Genomic DNA, 18,736 nt, shown 5'->3' on the forward strand with positions numbered 1-18,736 from the left:
CATCCGTGCTTCGACCACTCGACAACGGTAAGGCCAGCCACCGACAACTCCGAGAGCCGAAAGGTCACAGCCCTGAGTTGTCCACAACTGGGCGTGCCTGTGGACAACTGGCTTTTCCGGCCCGGTTCGCCGCGGCTCGGGTGTCAAGCTGGCGGGCATGATCCTGTCTGCCGTTCCGCCACCGGATGTCCTGCTGCCGGCGTACCCCACGCTGCTCCCCGGGCTTCACCTGCTCGAACGCGGCGAAGGCGAGGTCCAGCTCGGCCTCGACCCCCGCCACGGCGTGGTGGTGTCCGGGCTGGCGCCGAACGTCGTCGAGCGCGTCCGCGGGCTCGACGGCAAGCGCGGCCTCGAGGCGATCCTGCTCGCCGAGAGCGAACACCGTGACCAGCTCCGGCTCCTGCTCAAGCAGCTGACGGCGTTGGGCCTCGTCACGGAGGCTCCCAGCCACGCCGCGCGACGAGTCGAGACCGGTCTGTGGTCGCTGCGCGCCCGCCACCACCAGACCGCGCTGACCGAGCGAAGGCGGCACGCCATCGTCACCATCCGGGGCGAAGGACGGCTGGCCGTCGCCATCGCCCTGCTGCTCGCGAACGCCGGTGTCGGGCACATCGACCTGCGGATGAAGGGCACGGTGACCGAATCCGACCTCGGCTCCGGGCTCACTGCCGCCGAACTCGGCCTGCCCCGTCGCCGGGCGCTCGCCGACGTCCTCGCGCGGGTCGCCCCGGACGTGGTGACGACCCGCAACCACAGCGGCCGCGCGCCCGACCTCGTCCTGCTGACCGACGCCGTCGTCCCGCCGCCGGAGGAGGTCGCGGAGCTCATGGAGGGCGGCGTCACCCATCTGGCCGCCCGGGTCCGCGACGGCACCGGCATCGTCGGCCCGCTGGTCGTGCCCGGCCGAAGTGCCTGCCTGCACTGCTGCGACCTGCACCGGACGGACCTGGACCCGTCGTGGCCGCGGGTCGCGAGCCAGCTCGTCGGGTTCGTCCAGCGTCCCGACCTCGGAGCGGTCCAGTCCTGCGCGGCGCTGGCCGTCGCGCAGGCGATGCGGGTGCTGTCGCCGAGCCTCGCGCGGCCGCCGACCTGGAACACCACGCTGGAGCTCGACGCCTTCGAGGGCCGCCTGCGCCACCGTTACTGGGAGCCACATCCGGACTGCAGCTGTGGCGCTCCGTGCGTACTGCAGGAGACGTAGCCCACAGACACGACGTCAACAGGCTGCGGCAGTCCTCTCGACCAGGGCAGAATCGCAGTGTGACCGACTTCCGCGACCGCCCAGGAGACCGCGAATCCGCTTTGCCACGCCGAGGTGCCGCGCGCACCGCGAAGCTGGCCAGTCTCCCGCTGGGGATTGCCGGACGCGCCGTGGGCGGGTGGGGGAAGCGTCTCGCGGGACAGAGCGCGGAACAGGTCAGCGCCACGTTGTCGGCGAAAGCCGCCGAGCAGCTGTTCGAGGTGCTGGGCTCGCTCAAGGGCGGCGCGATGAAGTTCGGCCAGGCGCTGAGCGTGTTCGAGGCCGCGGTGCCCGACGACATGGCCAAGCCGTACCGCGAAGCGCTGACCAAGCTTCAGACGGCCGCGCCGCCGATGTCCGCGAAGCAGACCCATCGGGTGCTCGCGGAGCAGCTGGGGCGGTCGTGGGAGGGCCGCTTCGCGCACTTCGACGACGAGCCGGCCGCGTCCGCCAGCATCGGCCAGGTCCACCGCGCGACCTGGCACGACGGCCGCGAGGTCGCGGTCAAGGTCCAGTACCCGGGCGCCGACGAAGCCCTGCGCAGCGACCTGCGGCAGCTGCAGCGGTTCAGCAGGCTGTTCCAGGCGTTCGTGCCCGGCACCGACGTCAAACCGCTGCTGGCCGAGCTGGCCGAGCGGATGGACGAGGAGCTCGACTACCTCGCGGAGGCCGATCACCAGCGCGCCTTCGTGAAGGCGTTCGAGGGTGATCCGGCGTTCCTCATCCCACGCGTCGTGGCCAGCGCGCCGAAGGTCGTGGTGAGCGAATGGGTGACCGGGACCCCGCTGTCCCGCGTGATCGCGGACGGGGACCAGGAGACCCGCAATCTCGCCGGCCGGCTGCTCACGGAGTTCCACTACTCGTCGCCGGCGCGGGCGCACCTGCTGCACTCCGACCCACACCCGGGCAACTTCATGCTCACCGACGACGGCCGCCTCTGCGTGATGGACTTCGGCGGCGTCTCGAAGCTGCCCGACGGCATCCCCCGTCACCTCGGCGAGATCACGCGCCTCGCCCTCGACGGCCAGTCCGACGACCTCATGCGCCTGCTGCGCGAAAACCGCTTCATCCGCAAGGACTCGGACCTCACCGCCGAGGAGGTGCTGGCCTACTTGTCACCGTTCACGGAGCCGCTGGCCACGCCGACGTTCCACTTCACGCGCCGCTGGATGCAGCGGCAGGCGGGGCGGGTCGGCGACTCCCGCGGCAACGACTTCCACGTCGGCCGCTCGCTGAACCTGCCGCCGGAGTACCTGATGATCCACCGGGTCACCGCGGGGTCCACGGGAATCCTCTGCCAGCTCGACGCCGAGATCCCGGCGCGGGGCATCGTGGAGCGCTGGCAGCCCGGTTTCGCCGGCTGAGTTGTCCACAGGCTGAGGCGGATGAGGGGCGGCTCGGCCGGAGTTGTCCACAGATCGCCGGGAGTGGTTCCACCCGGATGGCCGAGCGGTCATGATCGATGCATGGCGACTACTGAAAGCGCAGAACCGCTCGCGCTCAGTGACACCGTCTGCGGTGTGCTGACGAGCAGGCAGCTACGCGATGTCGGGGTCTCCGCGCGAAGAGCCGCGCGGTTGTCCGGTCCCGGCGGCCCGTGGCGAAGGCTGTACCCGGGCGTGTTCCTGCTGCACGACACCCCGCCGACCCGGCGTCAGCTGCTGCACGCGGCGATCAGCCGGCACGGCCACGAGGCGGTGATCACGGGGGCGGACGCGCTTCGCGCCCATGGCGTCCACTGCCCGCTGACAGACCAGATCCACTTGCTGATCCCGCACTATCGGCGGCTCGCGCCCGACGCAGGCGTGCTGACCTGCCGCACGGGCCGGATGCCCGAGCCGGTGATGACCGACGGGCTGCCCTTCGCCCCGGTCGCGCGCGCTGCCCTGGATCTCGCGCGCCGGGAGCCGGACTCGGCCGCCGTCGAGCAACTGGTGACGCTGCCGCTGTACTGGGGCCTGGCCGATCGCGCGGAGCTGCTGGCCGAGCTGGACGCGGGCAACCAGCGCGGCTCGGCGACCGTCCGCACCATCCTGCGCGGCCTCGACGAGCGAGACACGTTCGCCCATGGGCTGGCCGTGAAGGCACTCCGCAGCACTCCCCTGCCGGCGCCAATGTGGAACGTCGCCGTCTGCGACCGACGCGGCCGCCGCATCGGCACCGCCGATGCCTGGTGGGACGAGGTGGGCCTCGCCTGGCGCTACCTGACCGGCGTGGGCGTCGGCGACTTCACGCACCTGGCCCTGACGGCGACCGGCACCGTGCTGGTCCGCTGCACCACCCAGCAGCTGCTGGACAACCCCGACGAGGTCGGCCGCGAACTGATCCGCGCCTACACGCAGGCTGCGCGCACGCCACGGCCGAAAGTCCGCGCGGTGCACGAGGTCGGGACAGCGGCGTGAGAACGCTTCTCGCGGCGTGGTGCCCATCGCGGCGATCCGCGGCGGTTACCAGTACTCGTCGGGGAGTTTGGCCTCGATATCGCGGACGTGGTCACGCGCGCAGCTCGGGCACAGCCAGCGCTCTCGGCCGTCTTCTCTGGTGGAGACCCAGGACAGGGTGGCCAGCGAGTCCCGCTCGGCCGAACGGGCGCGGCCGCAGCGAGAGCAGGTGGCCTCCGGCGCCGTCACGGCCGACGTCCACAGTGGACGGTTTTGGCGCCGAGCAGGTAGAGATCCCGGCGGCCGCCGACGAAGTGGGGACCGGCCGGGTCGAGGAGGGCGTCGACGGTCGCGCGGTCCTCGGCGGCGAGCTGGTCACCGACGAACTCGCGCAGGCGGTCGATGCGGTTGACCACGTAGTCCACGAGCGAGTCCGGGCCCGGCGAAGGGTGGTGGACGAGCACGCCGAAGGAATCGACCTCGGTGAGCCCCGCCCGGTCCAGGGCGATGGACCAGCCGTAGGGCATGGGGACGGCACCGTCGATGCCCTCGCGCATCCCGATGAACCACTCGGCCTGCGCAGCCAGCATCCGGTTCTCCAGGCCCGGCCGGCCGACGCCGAGATCCCAAGGCAGGCAACGGAAGTCGAGACCACCCTCGGCGAGCGCGACGAGCCCGCCGGGCTTCGCCACCGCCGCCACCGTCCCGACCGCCGCCTGCTGGTCCGCCAGGTGGTGCACTACGTGCGAGGCCCAGACGAGGTCCGCCGGCGGCAAGGTGTGCGGCAAGCCCGCGTCAGCGAGATCCCCGAGGATCGCGCGTACCTCGACGGGCCCACGCTCTCCCGCGGAGTCCTGCGCCACGTGCTTGTCGGCCTCCGCTTTCACCGTGCGTTCGGCTTCTTCGAGCAACGCCGGGGTCGCGTCCACGAGAACGACCGTGCCGCCCGAAAGAGCGGCGAGTTCGCGGGCGAAGTGCGTACTCATGCCGCCCGCGCCGCAGCCGAGGTCGACGATCGTCGGCCGGGGAGGCAGGGCGGCGACGAGCCGGCGGGCGGCCGTGGTCATCGCGGCGGCGTCGAGGGCGTCGGCGGCACGCAGGTGCGCGAGGCGGTCCGCCCAGTCGATGTGGTCATGCGTGTGTGCGGGCACGGCTTCATTCAACACCCGCAGCGCGCTGCGGCGGCTGCCATCGAGCGGACACGACCCCACCCGAGCCGTGGTCCGGGAGTGCCCGACGTCGAGCAGAGACGCCTCCGCCCCGACCGCGGGCTGGCTGCGGCCGGGGTGAAAGCGGTGAATACCCGGATGAGCCGGAGGGCCGGCCGGGTGGACCGGCCCTCCGGCAACTCAACTCGCGTCGCGGTAGCGGTCGGCGCGGCCGGCCGCCCATCGGGCGACACGCGACCAGCGGCGAACGGCCCTGGCCCGACGCCATGGGCGTTGTACTTCGAACTCATGCTCCAGCTCCCGTATTCGGGCCCTGGACAGTTCTTCGTAAAGCAACATTTCGCTCGGCTCCTGAATCTTGATCTGCTTGAGTTGCGGATGCGCGCGATCGGTGTCGTTGCGCGCTTCGTAATCCCTGGTGGTGACTGGTTCGACGATCATGCGGCGGCACTCCGGGCAACGGCGGCGGGCTCGAGAGCGGCGTTCTTGCGCGGGCGCCCACGGGGACGCTTGCGCGCGATCACGACACCGCGCTCGAAGATCTCGCCACCCCAGACGCCCCACGGCTCACGCCGGGCGAGCGCTCCCGCGAGGCAGGCCTCGCGGACCGGGCAGTCGGTGCAGAGCGCCTTGGCGCGCTCGAGTTCCGCGGGCGACTCGGCGAACCAGAGGTCCGCGTCACGCGAGCGGCAGGGGAGTTCCAGCTCCGGGGCGGCGATCCCGTCGAGCAGGTCGCCGATGCCGACGTCGAACCCGTCGGATACAGCCCCCTCGGCGAGGGCGATGGCCGATGACATTTCCGTGCTCCTTGTGGTCGAGGCGGTTTTGGTGGGATGGGTGATCGAACTGGACAACTTGTTCCTTGCGGTTGTGCAGCCAAAAAAACACGAAGGCCGCGGATCCGGTTACCGGTTCCGCGGCCTTCGTGAGCCTCTAGTCCTGACTAGGTCAGGAACTTCGCTCCCGTATGGACAACGGAACACGGAACTGCTTGATGGTCGGCAGATCGGCATCAACCTGCGGGTACGCGCCGACAACCGCGGCGGTGTTCGCGAGGGTGATTCCGAAGATGCCGCGGCTGCGCTCGACGCGGTGCGTACCGAACGGAGCGTGAGCGCTCGTGGACACATCGGTACCCTGGCGCGGAGCGGCCATGACTCCACAGGTGGACAGACCGGTGCCAGGGTTCGTGAGCTTCATGTTGCTGATCATTTCACCGGCACCACCTTTCGCTGTCCGGACGCGCTACGCTCGAAGCGGAACTCGTCGTGTGGATCCCCAGACCGGGCGCTTCCCGCCCGGGTACCTGCAGATTATTGCCCCTCGCACACGGGGGCAACTTATTTTCCCGAAATCTCACCGAAGCTACGAAGATCGCCTCCGAGCAGCGGGTTCGCCGCACCGATCAGGCGGCCGACGCGGTCAAGAGCGCATCGCGGTGCGGACGACGTTGAGGACCTCCGCGCCGAAGCGTTCCAGCTTCGTCGCGCCGATGCCGGAGATCGACACGAGCGCTCCGTCGTCGGTCGGTCGCTGTTCGGCGATGGCCATCAGGGTGGCGTCGGTGAACACCACGAACGCGGGCACCTTCAGCTCCCGCGAACGCTCACCGCGCCAGGCCTTCAGCTTCTCGAGCAGCCCTTCATCCACAGTGGACGGGCACCGCGAGCACCGGCCGAGCTTGACCTCCATCGTCTCCAGCAGCGGCCCGCCGCAGAGGCGGCAGCGGGCCGTCACCCCCGCCGCCGGCTTCCCCTGCGAGCGGGCGATGCGAGCGGCCGGGTGGTCCTCGGGGATCAGCCCGTAGAGGAACCGGCTGCGACGGCGGTTGCGGCGGCCACCCGGCGTGCGCGAGAGCGACCACGAAAGCGACAGGTGCTCGCGGGCTCGAGTGACACCGACGTAGAAGAGGCGGCGTTCCTCCTCGATCGCCGCCTCGTCGCCGTCGGCGTGGAGGATCGGCATGGTGCCCTCGGAGAGGCCGACGAGGAAAACGGCGTCCCACTCCAGGCCCTTGGCCGCGTGGAGCGAGGCGAGCGTGACGCCCTCCACCGTCGGCGGGTGCTGGGCGGCGGCGCGTTGGTCGAGCTCCGCGACGAACCGGGGCAGGTCGGCTTCGGCCACGCTCGCCGCCAGCTCCTCGGCGAGCTCGACGATGGCGAGCAGCGCGTCCCACCGCTCCTTCGCCGCGCCACCGGCCGGCGGCTGCTCGGTGAGGCCGACCTTGGCGAGCGCCGAGCGGACGGCGGTGACCAGGTCCGGCCCCGTGGGGTCACCCGACGCGACCCGCAGCGCGGACATCGCCTGCCGCACCTCGGACCGGGCGAAGAACCGCTCTCCGCCGCGGACCAGGTACGGGATGCCGGCCTCGGTGAGCGCCTGCTCGTAGGCCTCGGACTGGGCGTTGATGCGGAAGAGCACGGCGATCTCGCTCGCCGTCGCTCCCCCGTCGAGCAGTTCGCGCACGCGGCGGGCGGCGGCCGCGGCCTCGGCGGCCTCGTCCTCGTACTCGGCGAAGCGGGGCTCCGGGCCGGGCGCGCGCTGTCCGACGAGCTTGAGCCGCGACCCGGCCGGACGGCCGCGTGCCGCGCCGATCACCTGGTTGGCCAGCGAGACGACCTGCGGCGTGGACCGGTAGTCGCGCTCGAGCCGGATCACCGTCGCCTCGGGGAAGCGCCGGGTGAACTCCAGCAGCGGGCGCGGCGAGGCGCCGCCGAAGGAGTAGATGGTCTGGTTGGCGTCGCCGACCACAGTGAGGTCGTCGCGGCCGCCGAGCCAGGCGTCGAGCAGGCGCTGCTGCAGCGGCGTGACGTCCTGGTACTCGTCGACCACGAAGCAGCGGTAGCGGTCGCGGAACTCGGTGGCGACGGCTTCGTGCTCCTCCAGCACGGCGGTGGTGTGCAGCAGGAGGTCGTCGAAATCGAGGAGCTGGGCGGAGGTCTTGATCTCCTCGTACTGCCGGTACACCTCCGCGACCTGCGCGGCGGGCGCGGGCGTGTCGCGCTGCGTCCGCGCGGCGACGGCCGGGTAGTCCTCCGGCGAGACCAACGAAGCCTTGCTCCACTCGATCTCGCTCGCGAGGTCGCGCAGCACCTCGGTCTCGGTGCTCAGCCGGACCCGCGTGGCCGCCTGGGCGACGAGGCGGAACTTGTTGTCGAGCAGATCCCACGGCCGGTCGCCGACCACGCGCGGCCAGAAGTAGCGCAGCTGCCGGCGCGCGGCGGCGTGAAACGTCAGCGCCTGCGCCGCGTCGATGCCGAGCCCACGCAGCCGGGTGCGCATCTCGCCCGCCGCGCGGGTGGTGAAGGTGACCGCAAGCACCTGCCCGGCGGACACGTGACCTGCGGCGATCAGGTGCGCGATGCGGTGCGTGATCGTTCGTGTCTTGCCCGTGCCCGCGCCGGCGAGGACGCAGACGGGCCCGCGCGGGGCGGAGGCGGCGGCCCGTTGCTCGGGGTCGAGCCCGTCGAGCAGGCCCGGACGACTCTTTTCCGACGATGCGCTAACCACCCCGCGATCCTCGCAGAGGGGGCCGACGGATTCGTGGCAGGGCACGCGGCCGTATCCTGGTCAGATGGCGGGAAAGCAGGACAAGGAAGCGGCCAAGCTGGCCAAGAAGGAGAAGCGCGCGGCCAGCAAGGCCCGGCGCGGGCAGCTCTTCGAAGCGTTCAAGATGCAACGCAAAGAGGATCCGCTGCTCATCCCCTGGATGGCTGGCTCGATCATCGTCGTCGCCGGCGTGCTGTTCGGGGTGGGCTTCATCTTCAACATCCAGTGGGCGCTGCTCCCGCTGGGCATCGTGCTGGGCATCCTGCTCGCCGTGATCATCTTCGGGCGCCGGGTGCAGCGCACGGTCTACTCGAAGGCCGACGGGCAGCCGGGCGCCGCGGCGTGGGCGCTGGAGAACCTCCGTGGCCGCTGGAAGGTGACGCCGACGGTGGCCGCCACCACCCAGCTCGACGCCGTGCACCGCGTGCTCGGCGGGCCGGGTGTCATCCTCGTGGCCGAGGGCGCGCAGCACCGGGTCAAGACCCTGCTCGCGCAGGAGAAGAAGCGCGTGTCACGGCTGGTGGGCGACACCCCGATCTACGACATCACCATCGGGCACGAAGAGAACCAGGTCCCGCTGAAGAGGCTTCAGAGCCACCTGATGAAGCTGCCCCGCAACCTCAAGCCGAACCAGGTGGACGCCCTCGAGGCGAAGCTCGCCGCCCTCGGCAACCGCGGCGCGGCCATGCCGAAGGGCCCGATGCCGGCCGGCGCGAAGATGCGGAACGTGCAGCGCACCATCCGCCGCCGCTGAGCTGAGCCGCTGGCCCAGGACACGAAGAAGGCCCCCGTTCGCGGGGGCCTTCTTCATGCGGTCAGCTTGTCCGTGCGAGTTTCAGCGCATCCGGACCACGACGGTGCCGGTGAGCCGGTCGAGCCAGCTGCGGCCGTCGACGTTGCGCACCGCCGCCGGGATGAGCACCACCGTGAGCACCATGCGCACCGCAGCGCGCCACGGGCCGACCATGGACGCGCCGTCGAGGCGCGCCACGCGGATGCCGAACATGCCCATCGCGGGGGTGAAGCCGAAAAACGCGGCCGACACCGTGGAGATGGCCGCCCAGACGACGCCCGCCCACAGGTTGAACGTCTGCATGACGGCCGCGTCCTGCAGGTCGTAGCGCACGAAGATGGCCGTGACCAGGGAAGCGAGAACGAGGTCGACGATCAGGGCCAGCAGCCGCGAGCCGCCGCCCGCCACGGAGCCGACGCCGGACTCGGGCAGGCCGAGCCGCTCGCCACGCCATCGCGGCGCCTGTTGATCGGCGGTCGCGGGGCCGTCGCCGGCGCCCGGCAGCCATTCACCCGTCCATCTAGCCACCCGTCCAGGGTATGCCGGTGGCGCGCACCACGTCCGACCTGGTCGACTACCGGGTATCCGCCGACCCGTTAACACCCGCGAAACATTCGGGTGACGGTCGGGCAACACCGCGCTTTTAGCGTGAGCCGAAGAGAGTACTGCCGTACGAGCTCGATTGAGAAGGAGTCACCGAGGGTGCCCACTACTCCAGACGATATCCAACGCCTCATCGCCGACGAGAACGTAGAGGTCGTCGACGTCAGGTTCTGTGACCTGCCGGGCGTGATGCAGCACTTCACGGTCCCCGCGAAGGCCTTCACGGAAGAGGCCTACGAAGAGGGCCTCGCGTTCGACGGCTCCTCGGTGCGTGGTTTCCAGTCGATCCACGAGTCCGACATGCTGCTCCTGCCCGACGCCGAGACGGCTCGCATCGACCCGTTCCGCAAGGCGACGACGCTGTCGCTGAACTTCTTCGTGCACGACCCCTTCACGCGTGAGGCCTACAGCCGCGACCCGCGCAACATCGCGCGCAAGGCCGAGCAGTACATCTCCGAGTACGGCGTCGCCGACAACGTCTTCTTCGGTCCCGAAGCCGAGTTCTACATCTTCGACTCCGTGCGCTTCGACTCGGCCGAGCACGCCTCGTTCCACGAGATCGACTCCGTCGAGGGCTGGTGGAACACCGGCGCCGACGAAATCGGCGGCAACCAGGGTTACAAGACGAAGTTCAAGGGCGGCTACTTCCCCGTCCCGCCGGTCGACCACTTCGCCGACCTGCGCGACGACATCGTCCGCAACCTCGAGGGCTCCGGCTTCGAGATCGAGCGCGCGCACCACGAGGTGGGCACCGCCGGTCAGACCGAGATCAACTACAAGTTCAACACGCTGCTGCACGCCGCGGACGACCTGCAGTTGTTCAAGTACATCGTGAAGAACACCGTCTTCGCCCAGGGCAAGACGGCCACCTTCATGCCGAAGCCGCTCGCCGGCGACAACGGCTCGGGCATGCACTGCCACCAGTCGCTGTGGAAGGACGGCCAACCGCTGTTCCACGACGAGTCCGGCTACGCGGGCCTGTCCGACACCGCGCGGCACTACATCGGCGGCCTGCTCCGGCACGCCCCGAGCCTGCTGGCCTTCACCAACCCGACGGTGAACTCGTACCACCGCCTGGTGCCGGGCTTCGAGGCGCCGGTCTCGCTGGTCTACTCGCAGCGCAACCGCTCCGCGTGCGTCCGTATCCCGATCACGGGCAACAACCCGAAGGCCAAGCGCGCCGAGTTCCGCTGCCCGGACTCGTCCGGCAACCCGTACCTGGCTTTCTCCGCGATGATGATGGCCGGCCTCGACGGCATCAAGAACAAGATCGAGCCGCCGGAGCCCATCGACAAGGACCTCTACGAGCTGCCGCCCGAGGAGGCCAAGAACGTCAAGCTGGTCCCCGGCGACCTCGGCACGGTGCTCGAAACCCTCGAAGCCGACCACGACTACCTGCTCGAGGGCGGTGTCTTCACGCCCGACGTGATCGACACCTGGGTCTCCTACAAGCGCGAGAACGAGATCGACCCCCTGCGGCTGCGCCCGCACCCGTACGAGTTCTCGCTGTACTACGACGTGTGATCAACCGGGACGTCACCAGGTGACGGACCCACCGGACACGGGACGGCGGTCGAGGGAACACCTCGGCCGCCGTCCCGTTTTTGTGACCGGCTTGGCGTCCCCTACGGAGCCGCTACGGGCCGCCGGGCGAAGACCAGCGCGCCGGGCACAGGGTCGTCCGGGTTGAGGACGACCTCGGATTCGATCGCGAAACCCGCATCGCGCAGGAAGGCGGAGACCTGGGCGGGACGGCGGCGGTGGATGTGGACGTTCATCGGGTGGCCGCCGTAGCCCTGGGTCTTCAGCGTGGTCACGTCGCCGACGTGGAAGCCGACCATCAGCGGGCCGCCGGGGCGCAGGGCGCGGTGGAAGTGCGCCAGCGCCGTCGGCACCGCTTCGTCGGGCACGTGGATCAGCGACCACCAGGCGAACAGGCCCGAGACCGAGGCGTCGGCCAGCGGCAGTTCCGTCATCGAGCCCACCTCGAACCGCACGCCCGGGTGTTCGCGCCGGGCGATGTCGATCATCGCCGGCGACAGGTCGATCCCGAAGGCGTTGACGCCCAGGGCCCGCAGGTCGGCGGTGACCAAGCCGGGACCGCAGCCGACGTCCGCGACCGGGCCGTCGTCCGGCACCAAGCCGGCGAACAAGGCGAGCATCGCCCGCATGTACGGCAGGCCGGCGAGCGCGCCGCGCAACTGTTCGGTGTAGCCGGCCGCGACCGTGTCGTAGGACGTCCTGGTGTCGGCAAGCCAGCTCTCCATGGCAGGAGACCTTAACCCGCTCACTCCGCGGTCGAGAGCACCTTCAGGTCCAGCCCGGCGCGTTCGAAATGCCCCTTCGGGTCGGCCACGAGCTTGCGCCGCTCAAGGTCCATCACGCCCAGCGTGCACTTGATCTCGGCCGACAGCGTGCCGTCCAGCTTGAGGATGCGCGAGGTCATCCAGAAGACCTTGCCCTCGCCGAAGGTGGTGTCGCAGGTGACGTCGACGACGTCGCCACCCCGGAGTTCGCGGCGGTAGACGATGTGGGACTCGAGCAGGACCGGGGCCGCGTTGTCCACGCCCACCCGCGCGTTGCCCGCCGCCTCGAAGGCCTCGAGCCGCGAGACTTCGCCGTACGAGTGGTAAACGGCCTGGTTCACGTGCCCCAGCGCGTCGAGCTCGTACTGCCGCACCTTGAGCCGGGTCCGGAATGGTTCGCGATCAGTCACGAGCCCCAGACTAGTTGTCGTAGAACAGTTCCTCGACGACGGCGTGCGCGCGCCGTGTCACCCGGCGGTAGAGGTCGAGGAACTCGCCGGGGTCGTCGTCCGGGGAGTAGCCGAACACCCGCGCGACGGCGGCCAGGTCGCGGCCCGAGCTGGGGACCTGGTCCACGGCCTTGCCGCGCACCAGCATCCCGGCGTTGCGCACGCGCGTCGCCAGCAGCCACGCTTCCCGCAGCGACTCGGCCGACTCCGCCGGCGCCAGCCCCGCCTCGGCCAGAGCCGTGAGGCCGTCGAGGGTGGACGTCGTCCGCAGACCCGGCACCTCGTGCGCGTGCTGAAGCTGCAACAGCTGGACGGTCCATTCGACGTCCGCGAGCCCGCCGCGGCCCAGCTTGGTGTGCCGCGTCGGGTCGGCGCCGCGCGGCATCCGCTCGGTCTCCACCCGCGCCTTGATGCGCCGGATCTCCCGGGCGTTGGTCGCGTCCAGCCCGCCCTCGGGGTAGCGGAACGGGTCGATCATCCGGATGAAGCGCTCGCCGAGGTCGTCGTCGCCGGCCACGAAACGCGCGCGCAGCAACGCTTGCGCCTCCCACGCCTCGCCCCAGCGCGCGTAGTACGCGCGATACGACTCGAGCGTGCGGACCAGCGCGCCGCTGCGTCCCTCCGGCCGCAAGTCCGCGTCCACGACCAGCGCCGGGTCCGAACTCGGCGCGCCCAGCATCTTCCGCACGGTCTCGGCGACCGAAGACGCGAAACGCACAGCATCAGCGTCCGAAACGCCGTCTGCGGGCTCACAAACGAACAGAACGTCGGCGTCCGAGCCGTAACCCAGCTCCGCCCCGCCCAGGCGGCCCATGGCGATGACGGCGACGGTCGCCGGCGTCTGCCCCAGCTCCGCCTGCCGCTGCCGGTACGCGGCGGCCAGCGCGCCCTGGAGCACGGCGACCCACACGCTCGACAGCGCCGCGCACACGGCCGGAACTTCCAGCAGCCCCAACAGATCCGCGCTGGCGACGCGCAACAACTCGTGCCGGCGCAGCGAACGCGCCGCGGCCACCGCCGCGTTGATGCCGGGCTGCCGCCGGACGGTCGCGCGCAGCGACTTCGCGACGTCCGCCGGATCACGGCCCGTCAGCCGCGCCGGGTCGCCGAGCAGCTGCAGCACCTCCGGGGCCCGCACCAGCAAGTCCGGCACCAGCCGCGACGTGCCGAGCAGGAACGCCAGCCGCTCGACCACGGTGCCCTCGTCCCGCAGCACCCGCAGGTACCACGGCGTGTCCTCCAGCGCCTCCGACACCTTCCGGTACGACAGCAGCCCGCCGTCGGGATCCGGGGTGTCGGCCAGCAGGTCGAGCAGTACCGGCAGCAGCGCCTGCTGGATGGCCGCGCGCCGCGAGACGCCGGCGGTCAGGGCCTTGATGTGCTGCAGCGCGCCTTCCGGCGCCGCGTAACCGAGCGCGGCCAGCCGGCTGGCCGCCTGCTTCGTGGTCAGCCGCAGTGCCTCCGTCGGCACGTTCGCCACGGACTGGAGCAGCGGCCGGTAGAACAGTTTCTGGTGCAGGCGCCGGACTCCCTGCGCGTGCCGGCGGAACTCCGCCAGCAGCGTCTCGCCCTGGCTGCGCCCGCGAACCGCGCGGATGCCGCAGGCGCGCGCGAGGATCCGCAGCTCGTCGGTATCGGTGAATTCCGGGAACAGGTGCGTCCGCCGCAGCTGGCGCAGCTGCAGCCGGTGCTCGATCGTGCGCAGGAATTCGTACGAGTCCGCCATCTCGGCGGCGTCCTTGCGGCCGACGTAACCGCCGTCGCCGAGCGCGCCCAGAGCCTCCAAAGTGGACGGTGAGTGCAGCTCGGGGTCGACGCGGCCGTGCACGAGCTGCAACAGCTGCACGGCGAACTCGACGTCGCGCAGCCCGCCGCGGCCCAGCTTCAGCTCCCGTTCACGGTGCTCCTCCGGCAGGTGGCGCTCCACGCGCCGGCGCATCTGCTGGACCTCGGTGACGAAGTTGTCGCGGTCGGCCGCCGACCAGACCATCGGCGCGACCATCTCGGCGTACTGTCGGCCCAGCTCGGCGTCGCCGGCCACCGGACGCGCTTTCAGCAGGGCCTGGAACTCCCAGGTCTTCGCCCACTTCTGGTAGTACGCGGTGTGCCCCTCGAGCGTGCGGACGAGCGCGCCGCTCTTGCCCTCGGGACGCAGCGCGGCGTCGACCTCGAAGCAGGCGTTGCCGACCACGCGCATCATCGTGCTGGCCAGGCGGGTCGCCACGGCGAGGTCGCCCGCGCCGACGAAGATCACGTCGACGTCGCTGACGTAGTTCAGCTCGCGACCGCCGGTCTTGCCCATCGCGATCACCGCCAGCGAGCCCTCGGTCGTGGCGCCGACCTCCGTCTCGGCCACCGCGAGGCCGGCGGTCAGCGCGGCCTCGGCGAGCACCGTCAGCTGGCTGGCGACGTCCTTGAACGGCGGGTGGTCGAGCCCGGGTTCCACCAGGTGCCCGAGGTCGGTGGCGGCGATGCCCAGCAGCAGGCCGCGGTACGCCGCGCGCAGCGCCTGCTCGGCGGCCAAACCGGTGAGGTACGAACCCTCTCCGTCACGCAGCCGGTCCAGCAGCCGCTCGGTGAACTGATCCGGCACCGTGCACCGGTTGTCGGCCAGGCAGCGCCATTCGCCGGGGTGCGCCGCGAGGAAGTCGGACAGCGCGGTCGACGTGCCGAGGACCGCGAGCAGCCGGCCTCGGAACGTGCGATTCTCCCGCAGCGTCTGGTCGAGGCCGGGCCACGCGTCCTCGTCAGCCTCGCGGATGCGGTCGAGGCCACGGAGCGCGAGGTCCGGGTCCGCGGCGCGCGAGAGTGCGGCCAGGACGTCGGCGACGCCGTCGACCGGCCCCGCGGCGTCCCACCAGCCCGCCGCACGCAACTGCCCGTCGGCCCGGGTGTCGGTGAAGCCATACCTGGCCGCCGATGCGGCCGTCCGCGCGCGCTCTGCCATCACGACCACCGTAGCCGGATCGGCCCCGGCCGAGCAGGTGGGCGCGCGAGAGGAGTTCGCCACCCGTTCAGGCAGCGAGCCGGTCCGGCTCCGAGCCGGGCGCGGACGGCTCCGGGACAGTGAAGCTGTGCGCGGTGACGGGCTTGCGCCGCGAAAGCAGGTAGATGGCGGCGCCGAAGGCGATGCCCGCCACGCCGACGCCGAGCGTCCCCGCCGTGCCCAAGGACGCGAGTTTCCCGGCCGCCGCGCCGACGATGGCCGCCGCGGGCAGCGTGAAGAGCCACGCGATGACCATCCGGCCCGCCATCCGCCAGCGCACCGGGGCCTCGCGCCGGCCGACGCCGGAGCCGACGATCCCGCCGGAGCACACGTGCGTGGTCGACAGCGGGAAGCCGAAGTGCGAGGACAGCAGGATCACCGCGGCACTGCTCGTCTGCGCCGCGAAGCCCTGCGGGCCTTCGATGTCGGTCAGGCCTTTGCCGAGCGTCTGCGTGATCCGCCAGCCACCGAGGTACGTGCCGAGGGCGAGGGCGGACGCGGCGCTGACGATCACCCACACCGGCGGCGCCGAGCCCGCCGGGAGGCTGCCCGCGGTCACCAGCGTCAGTGTGATCACGCCCATGGTCTTCTGCGCGTCGTTCGTGCCGTGCGCCAGCGAGACCAGCGAGGCCGAGACGATCTGGCCGACGCGGAAGCCGCGGCCGCCCCGCCGTCGCACGAACAGCCGGTAGACGAGGTAGGTCGCGCCGGCGGCCACCAGCCCGGCGATCACCGGCGACGCGGCCGCGGGCACCAGCACCTTGTCCACGATCTTGGCGAAGTGGACGGAGTCGGCGCCCGCCGAAACCCAGGTGGCGCCGATCAGGCCGCCGAACAGCGCGTGCGACGAGCTGGACGGAAGCCCGACGTACCAGGTGAACAGGTTCCACACGATCGCGCCGATCAGGCCGCCGAAGACGATCTCGGGGCCGATCTTGGTGTCGTCCACCAGCCCGCTGGAGATCGTCTTCGCCACCTCGACGGAGAGGAACGCGCCGGCGAGGTTCAACACCGCCGAGATCGCCACCGCGACTCTGGGCCGGAGCGCCCCCGTCGCGATGGACGTGGCCATCGAGTTCGCTGTGTCGTGGAAGCCGTTCGTGAAATCGAAAACCAGCGCCGTGACGATCACGACGACAACCAGCAACGAGGGGTCCACCCCGACCTCCGAGCCCTACGGGAACATCATCCGCAAGGTACCCGACCGATCAGGTGAATCGTTAACGCGGCGTTAGTGATCTGGACATCAGGCGTCAAGCCATCGGTAACCGGTGTTGACGCTCCGCCGCAGCGTCCAGCTCGCCCGCGGCCAAGTGGACGAACCGGGACGCGAACGGCCGCCAGGTCTCCTCGATGTCCGCGTGCACGGCGGTCAGCTTCTCCGGCTCCAGTGCGCCCGGACGGGTGAGTTCAGCCATTTCCGGTTCCGATTCGGCCCACGCGAGCACCACGTCCGGCGTGGTCTCGATGTGGAACTGGATCCCGTACACGCACCGGTTCAGCCGGAACGCCTGGTTCTGGTACCGCGGCGCCGACGCGAGCAGCTCCGCGCCCGCCGGCAGGCGCTTGATCACGTCGTTGTGGAACTGCATGACGTCCGGCATCAGCGGAAGGTCGGCGAACAGCGGATCGGTCCAGGCGGCGTCCTTCTTGGACACGAGCCCGGGCCCGACCTCCGGCCCATCCTCACCGACGGCGACCTGCCCCCCGGTCGCCGTCGCGAGCAGCTGCGCGCCGAGGCAAACCCCGAGCGTCGGCAGCCCGGCCGCCGCGGCGGCGCTGAGGAGCTTCCGAACGTCGGCGAGCCAGGGATGTTCCGCGTCGTCGAGCGCGCCCATACCCCCGCCGAGGCAGACGACGCCCGCATAGCCGTCGAGACTGGTGGGCAGCTCTTGCCCCGGCGGAAGCCGGACGTCCAACTCGGCCCCGGCCCCGGTGAGCCAGTCGCCGAGCCGGCTGAGCGGATCACTGGCGTCGGGTTGGATGATCAGCAGACGAGTCACGCCTACCAGGGTACGGAGCACTGCCGACACTTGTGCCGGGGTGACCACCACACGAACACCGACTGGCGGGGCGCCCACTGCACCAACGGCAGCTGGCCGGGGTGAGCACCGAGCCAACGCCAACCGGCTGGAGCGCCCACTGCACGAACGCCAGCTGGCCGGGGTGAGCACCGAGCCAACGCCGACGGGCTGGGATGGTCACTGCACGAACGCCAGCTGGGTGCGGTAGCACCGCAACGACGCCAGCCAGCCAGCCAGCGAGAATGACAGCTTGAGGCACGATGGCGTTATGACGCGACCGCCCGACGCCGTGCGCCGGGGCGACCGTTGCACAAACGTCGACCTGCTGGGGTGAGCGCCCGGGCATACTGGCGATCTCACTCGACCGCCCCAACGCTCGGCGACCTGGCGGCCGCCGCTGCTGAAGCCGGTCTTGTGCTGCGGCCGGTCCTGTAGGCGGAGCGTGTTGTCGACAAGGTCTGGTCTGCGGAGCCAGCACTCGTGGCCTGCGCCAATGGCCGCCCATGACACCGACCGGCCCTATGGTCACAGGCGTGGACGGCGCTCATAGCCGATGCCCCTGCGCCCGTGCAGCTGCAGCCCGCCCATCTCCGTGGCCGACACTTGTGGCCTGCGCTTACGTCAGGGCGCAGCGGCACGACCTCTGCGGTGAGCGCTCACCTGGGCCGGTGTCGTCACGGCATGACCTTTGTGGCCATAACCCATGGCCAGCACTGGTGGCGGGCGCTTGCGCCGCAGCGACACCGACTGCCTCGCCGGCGTCGCGGGCTGGCGACGCGCCAGTCGATCGAACCGAGCAGCTAGCCGGCCGCGCGTCCGATTCGAGTCGGGCCGCGGTTTCGGGGAAAGGCCGGACATGGCAGTAGGGCCCCGGGAGAACCGTTGTGGGTTCTCGACCGGGGCCCTGACTGTCTAAGTAAAGTTCGGCGGCGTCCTACTCTCCCACAACCCTTCGGTTGCAGTACCATCGGCGCTTCCAGGCTTAGCTTCCGGGTTCGGAATGGGACCGGGCGTTTCCCTGGCGCTATAACCACCGAAACACTACGAAACAACACACACCCACCCTCCAGCCGTGGCTGGTGGTGCCGGTGTGGTGTTTCAGAGCTGTAGAGTGGATGCGTAACATCTTCGTGGGCAAGTCCTCGGCCTATTAGTACCAGTCAACTCGACAACACATTACTGTGCTTCCATTTCTGGCCTATCAACCCAATGGTCTCTTGGGGGCCTTAACCCACA

Annotated in this window: 17 protein-coding genes and 2 rRNA genes; 5 read left to right on the top strand and 14 right to left on the bottom strand. The window is 70.6% G+C overall.

What is annotated here, in order from left to right:
• Positions 1–157: 157 nt before the first annotated feature.
• The 3 genes from BMY97_RS25100 to BMY97_RS25110 all read left to right on the top strand — a co-directional run bounded on the left by BMY97_RS25100 (position 158) and on the right by BMY97_RS25110 (position 3,642).
• Complete coding sequence (locus BMY97_RS25100; protein WP_091620505.1) at positions 158–1,201, top strand: hypothetical protein; 1,044 nt, start codon at positions 158–160, stop codon at positions 1,199–1,201.
• Positions 1,202–1,260: 59 nt separating this feature from the next.
• On the top strand, positions 1,261–2,604 hold the full coding sequence (locus BMY97_RS25105) for an ABC1 kinase family protein (RefSeq protein WP_091620508.1): 1,344 nt from the start codon (positions 1,261–1,263) through the stop codon (positions 2,602–2,604).
• Positions 2,605–2,706: 102 nt separating this feature from the next.
• Positions 2,707–3,642: a hypothetical protein gene (locus BMY97_RS25110; RefSeq protein WP_177231531.1), complete on the top strand. Its 936-nt coding sequence runs from the start codon at positions 2,707–2,709 to the stop codon at positions 3,640–3,642.
• Between the two features lie 45 nt (positions 3,643–3,687).
• Here BMY97_RS25110 and BMY97_RS25115 read toward each other — a convergent pair whose 3' ends face one another.
• The 6 genes from BMY97_RS25115 to BMY97_RS25140 all read right to left on the bottom strand — a co-directional run bounded on the left by BMY97_RS25115 (position 3,688) and on the right by BMY97_RS25140 (position 8,300).
• Positions 3,688–3,870, bottom strand: coding sequence for a hypothetical protein (locus BMY97_RS25115; RefSeq protein WP_091620510.1), 183 nt, complete (start codon positions 3,868–3,870; stop codon positions 3,688–3,690).
• Entirely contained in the window at positions 3,867–4,772 is a 906-nt protein-coding gene (locus BMY97_RS25120) for a class I SAM-dependent methyltransferase (RefSeq protein ID WP_091620513.1), read from the bottom strand. The genes BMY97_RS25115 and BMY97_RS25120 overlap by 4 nt, the downstream gene beginning before the upstream one ends.
• Positions 4,773–4,970: 198 nt before the next feature.
• Positions 4,971–5,231 carry a hypothetical protein gene (locus tag BMY97_RS25125; protein WP_091620515.1) on the bottom strand — a complete coding sequence of 87 codons (261 nt, stop codon included), beginning with the start codon at positions 5,229–5,231 and terminating at the stop codon, positions 4,971–4,973.
• Positions 5,228–5,587: a WhiB family transcriptional regulator gene (locus BMY97_RS25130; protein WP_245787480.1), complete on the bottom strand. Its 360-nt coding sequence runs from the start codon at positions 5,585–5,587 to the stop codon at positions 5,228–5,230. Before BMY97_RS25130 ends, BMY97_RS25125 begins: the two co-directional genes overlap by 4 nt.
• A 151-nt stretch (positions 5,588–5,738) precedes the next feature.
• Positions 5,739–6,002, bottom strand: a complete 264-nt coding sequence (locus BMY97_RS25135) for a hypothetical protein (RefSeq protein WP_091620518.1) — start codon at positions 6,000–6,002, stop codon at positions 5,739–5,741.
• 210 nt (positions 6,003–6,212) lie between these two features.
• Positions 6,213–8,300 (bottom strand): ATP-dependent DNA helicase UvrD2, encoded by a 2,088-nt coding sequence (locus tag BMY97_RS25140; protein ID WP_091620521.1) that lies wholly within the window; start codon positions 8,298–8,300, stop codon positions 6,213–6,215.
• Positions 8,301–8,364: 64 nt separating this feature from the next.
• On the opposite strand from BMY97_RS25140, the gene BMY97_RS25145 reads away from it, so the two are divergent.
• Positions 8,365–9,093, top strand: coding sequence for a DUF4191 domain-containing protein (locus BMY97_RS25145; RefSeq protein ID WP_091620523.1), 729 nt, complete (start codon positions 8,365–8,367; stop codon positions 9,091–9,093).
• Positions 9,094–9,174: 81 nt separating this feature from the next.
• On the opposite strand, the gene BMY97_RS25150 is transcribed toward BMY97_RS25145, so the two are convergent.
• Positions 9,175–9,660, bottom strand: a complete 486-nt coding sequence (locus BMY97_RS25150; RefSeq protein ID WP_091620526.1) for an RDD family protein — start codon at positions 9,658–9,660, stop codon at positions 9,175–9,177.
• Positions 9,661–9,834: 174 nt separating this feature from the next.
• Here BMY97_RS25150 and glnA point away from each other — a divergent pair, with 174 nt between their 5' ends.
• On the top strand, positions 9,835–11,259 hold the full coding sequence (gene glnA, locus BMY97_RS25155) for a type I glutamate--ammonia ligase (RefSeq protein WP_091620529.1): 1,425 nt from the start codon (positions 9,835–9,837) through the stop codon (positions 11,257–11,259).
• Between the two features lie 101 nt (positions 11,260–11,360).
• Here the strand turns inward: glnA and BMY97_RS25160 are convergent, their stop codons facing one another.
• The 7 genes from BMY97_RS25160 to BMY97_RS25190 form a co-directional block, all read right to left on the bottom strand.
• The gene (locus BMY97_RS25160) at positions 11,361–12,002 is read right to left on the bottom strand and encodes a class I SAM-dependent methyltransferase (RefSeq protein WP_091620531.1); all 642 of its coding nucleotides are present in this window, start codon (positions 12,000–12,002) and stop codon (positions 11,361–11,363) included.
• 20 nt (positions 12,003–12,022) lie between these two features.
• Positions 12,023–12,451: an acyl-CoA thioesterase gene (locus BMY97_RS25165; protein WP_091620533.1), complete on the bottom strand. Its 429-nt coding sequence runs from the start codon at positions 12,449–12,451 to the stop codon at positions 12,023–12,025.
• A gap of 10 nt (positions 12,452–12,461) precedes the next feature.
• On the bottom strand, positions 12,462–15,437 hold the full coding sequence (locus BMY97_RS25170; protein WP_091620626.1) for a bifunctional [glutamine synthetase] adenylyltransferase/[glutamine synthetase]-adenylyl-L-tyrosine phosphorylase: 2,976 nt from the start codon (positions 15,435–15,437) through the stop codon (positions 12,462–12,464).
• Between the two features lie 67 nt (positions 15,438–15,504).
• Complete coding sequence (locus tag BMY97_RS25175) at positions 15,505–16,635, bottom strand: inorganic phosphate transporter (RefSeq protein ID WP_177231532.1); 1,131 nt, start codon at positions 16,633–16,635, stop codon at positions 15,505–15,507.
• A gap of 94 nt (positions 16,636–16,729) precedes the next feature.
• The gene (locus BMY97_RS25180; RefSeq protein WP_091620535.1) at positions 16,730–17,479 is read right to left on the bottom strand and encodes a type 1 glutamine amidotransferase; all 750 of its coding nucleotides are present in this window, start codon (positions 17,477–17,479) and stop codon (positions 16,730–16,732) included.
• Between the two features lie 942 nt (positions 17,480–18,421).
• A 5S ribosomal RNA gene (gene rrf, locus BMY97_RS25185) occupies positions 18,422–18,538 on the bottom strand.
• Between the two features lie 92 nt (positions 18,539–18,630).
• Positions 18,631–18,736 (bottom strand): 23S ribosomal RNA (locus tag BMY97_RS25190); the annotation flags it as partial.

The sequence above is a fragment of the Amycolatopsis saalfeldensis genome, from assembly GCF_900110575.1.
Lineage (GTDB): Bacteria > Actinomycetota > Actinomycetes > Mycobacteriales > Pseudonocardiaceae > Amycolatopsis > Amycolatopsis saalfeldensis.

Coding starts and splice junctions, on each gene's coding strand:
- BMY97_RS25100 (WP_091620505.1), top strand. CDS start 158: ATGATCCTGTCTGCCGTTCCGCCACCGGATGTCCTGCTGCCGGCGTAC.
- BMY97_RS25110 (WP_177231531.1), top strand. CDS start 2,707: ATGGCGACTACTGAAAGCGCAGAACCGCTCGCGCTCAGTGACACCGTC.
- BMY97_RS25125 (WP_091620515.1), bottom strand. CDS start 5,231: ATGATCGTCGAACCAGTCACCACCAGGGATTACGAAGCGCGCAACGAC.
- BMY97_RS25130 (WP_245787480.1), bottom strand. CDS start 5,587: ATGTCATCGGCCATCGCCCTCGCCGAGGGGGCTGTATCCGACGGGTTC.
- BMY97_RS25135 (WP_091620518.1), bottom strand. CDS start 6,002: ATGATCAGCAACATGAAGCTCACGAACCCTGGCACCGGTCTGTCCACC.
- BMY97_RS25145 (WP_091620523.1), top strand. CDS start 8,365: ATGGCGGGAAAGCAGGACAAGGAAGCGGCCAAGCTGGCCAAGAAGGAG.
- BMY97_RS25160 (WP_091620531.1), bottom strand. CDS start 12,002: ATGGAGAGCTGGCTTGCCGACACCAGGACGTCCTACGACACGGTCGCG.
- BMY97_RS25170 (WP_091620626.1), bottom strand. CDS start 15,437: ATGGCAGAGCGCGCGCGGACGGCCGCATCGGCGGCCAGGTATGGCTTC.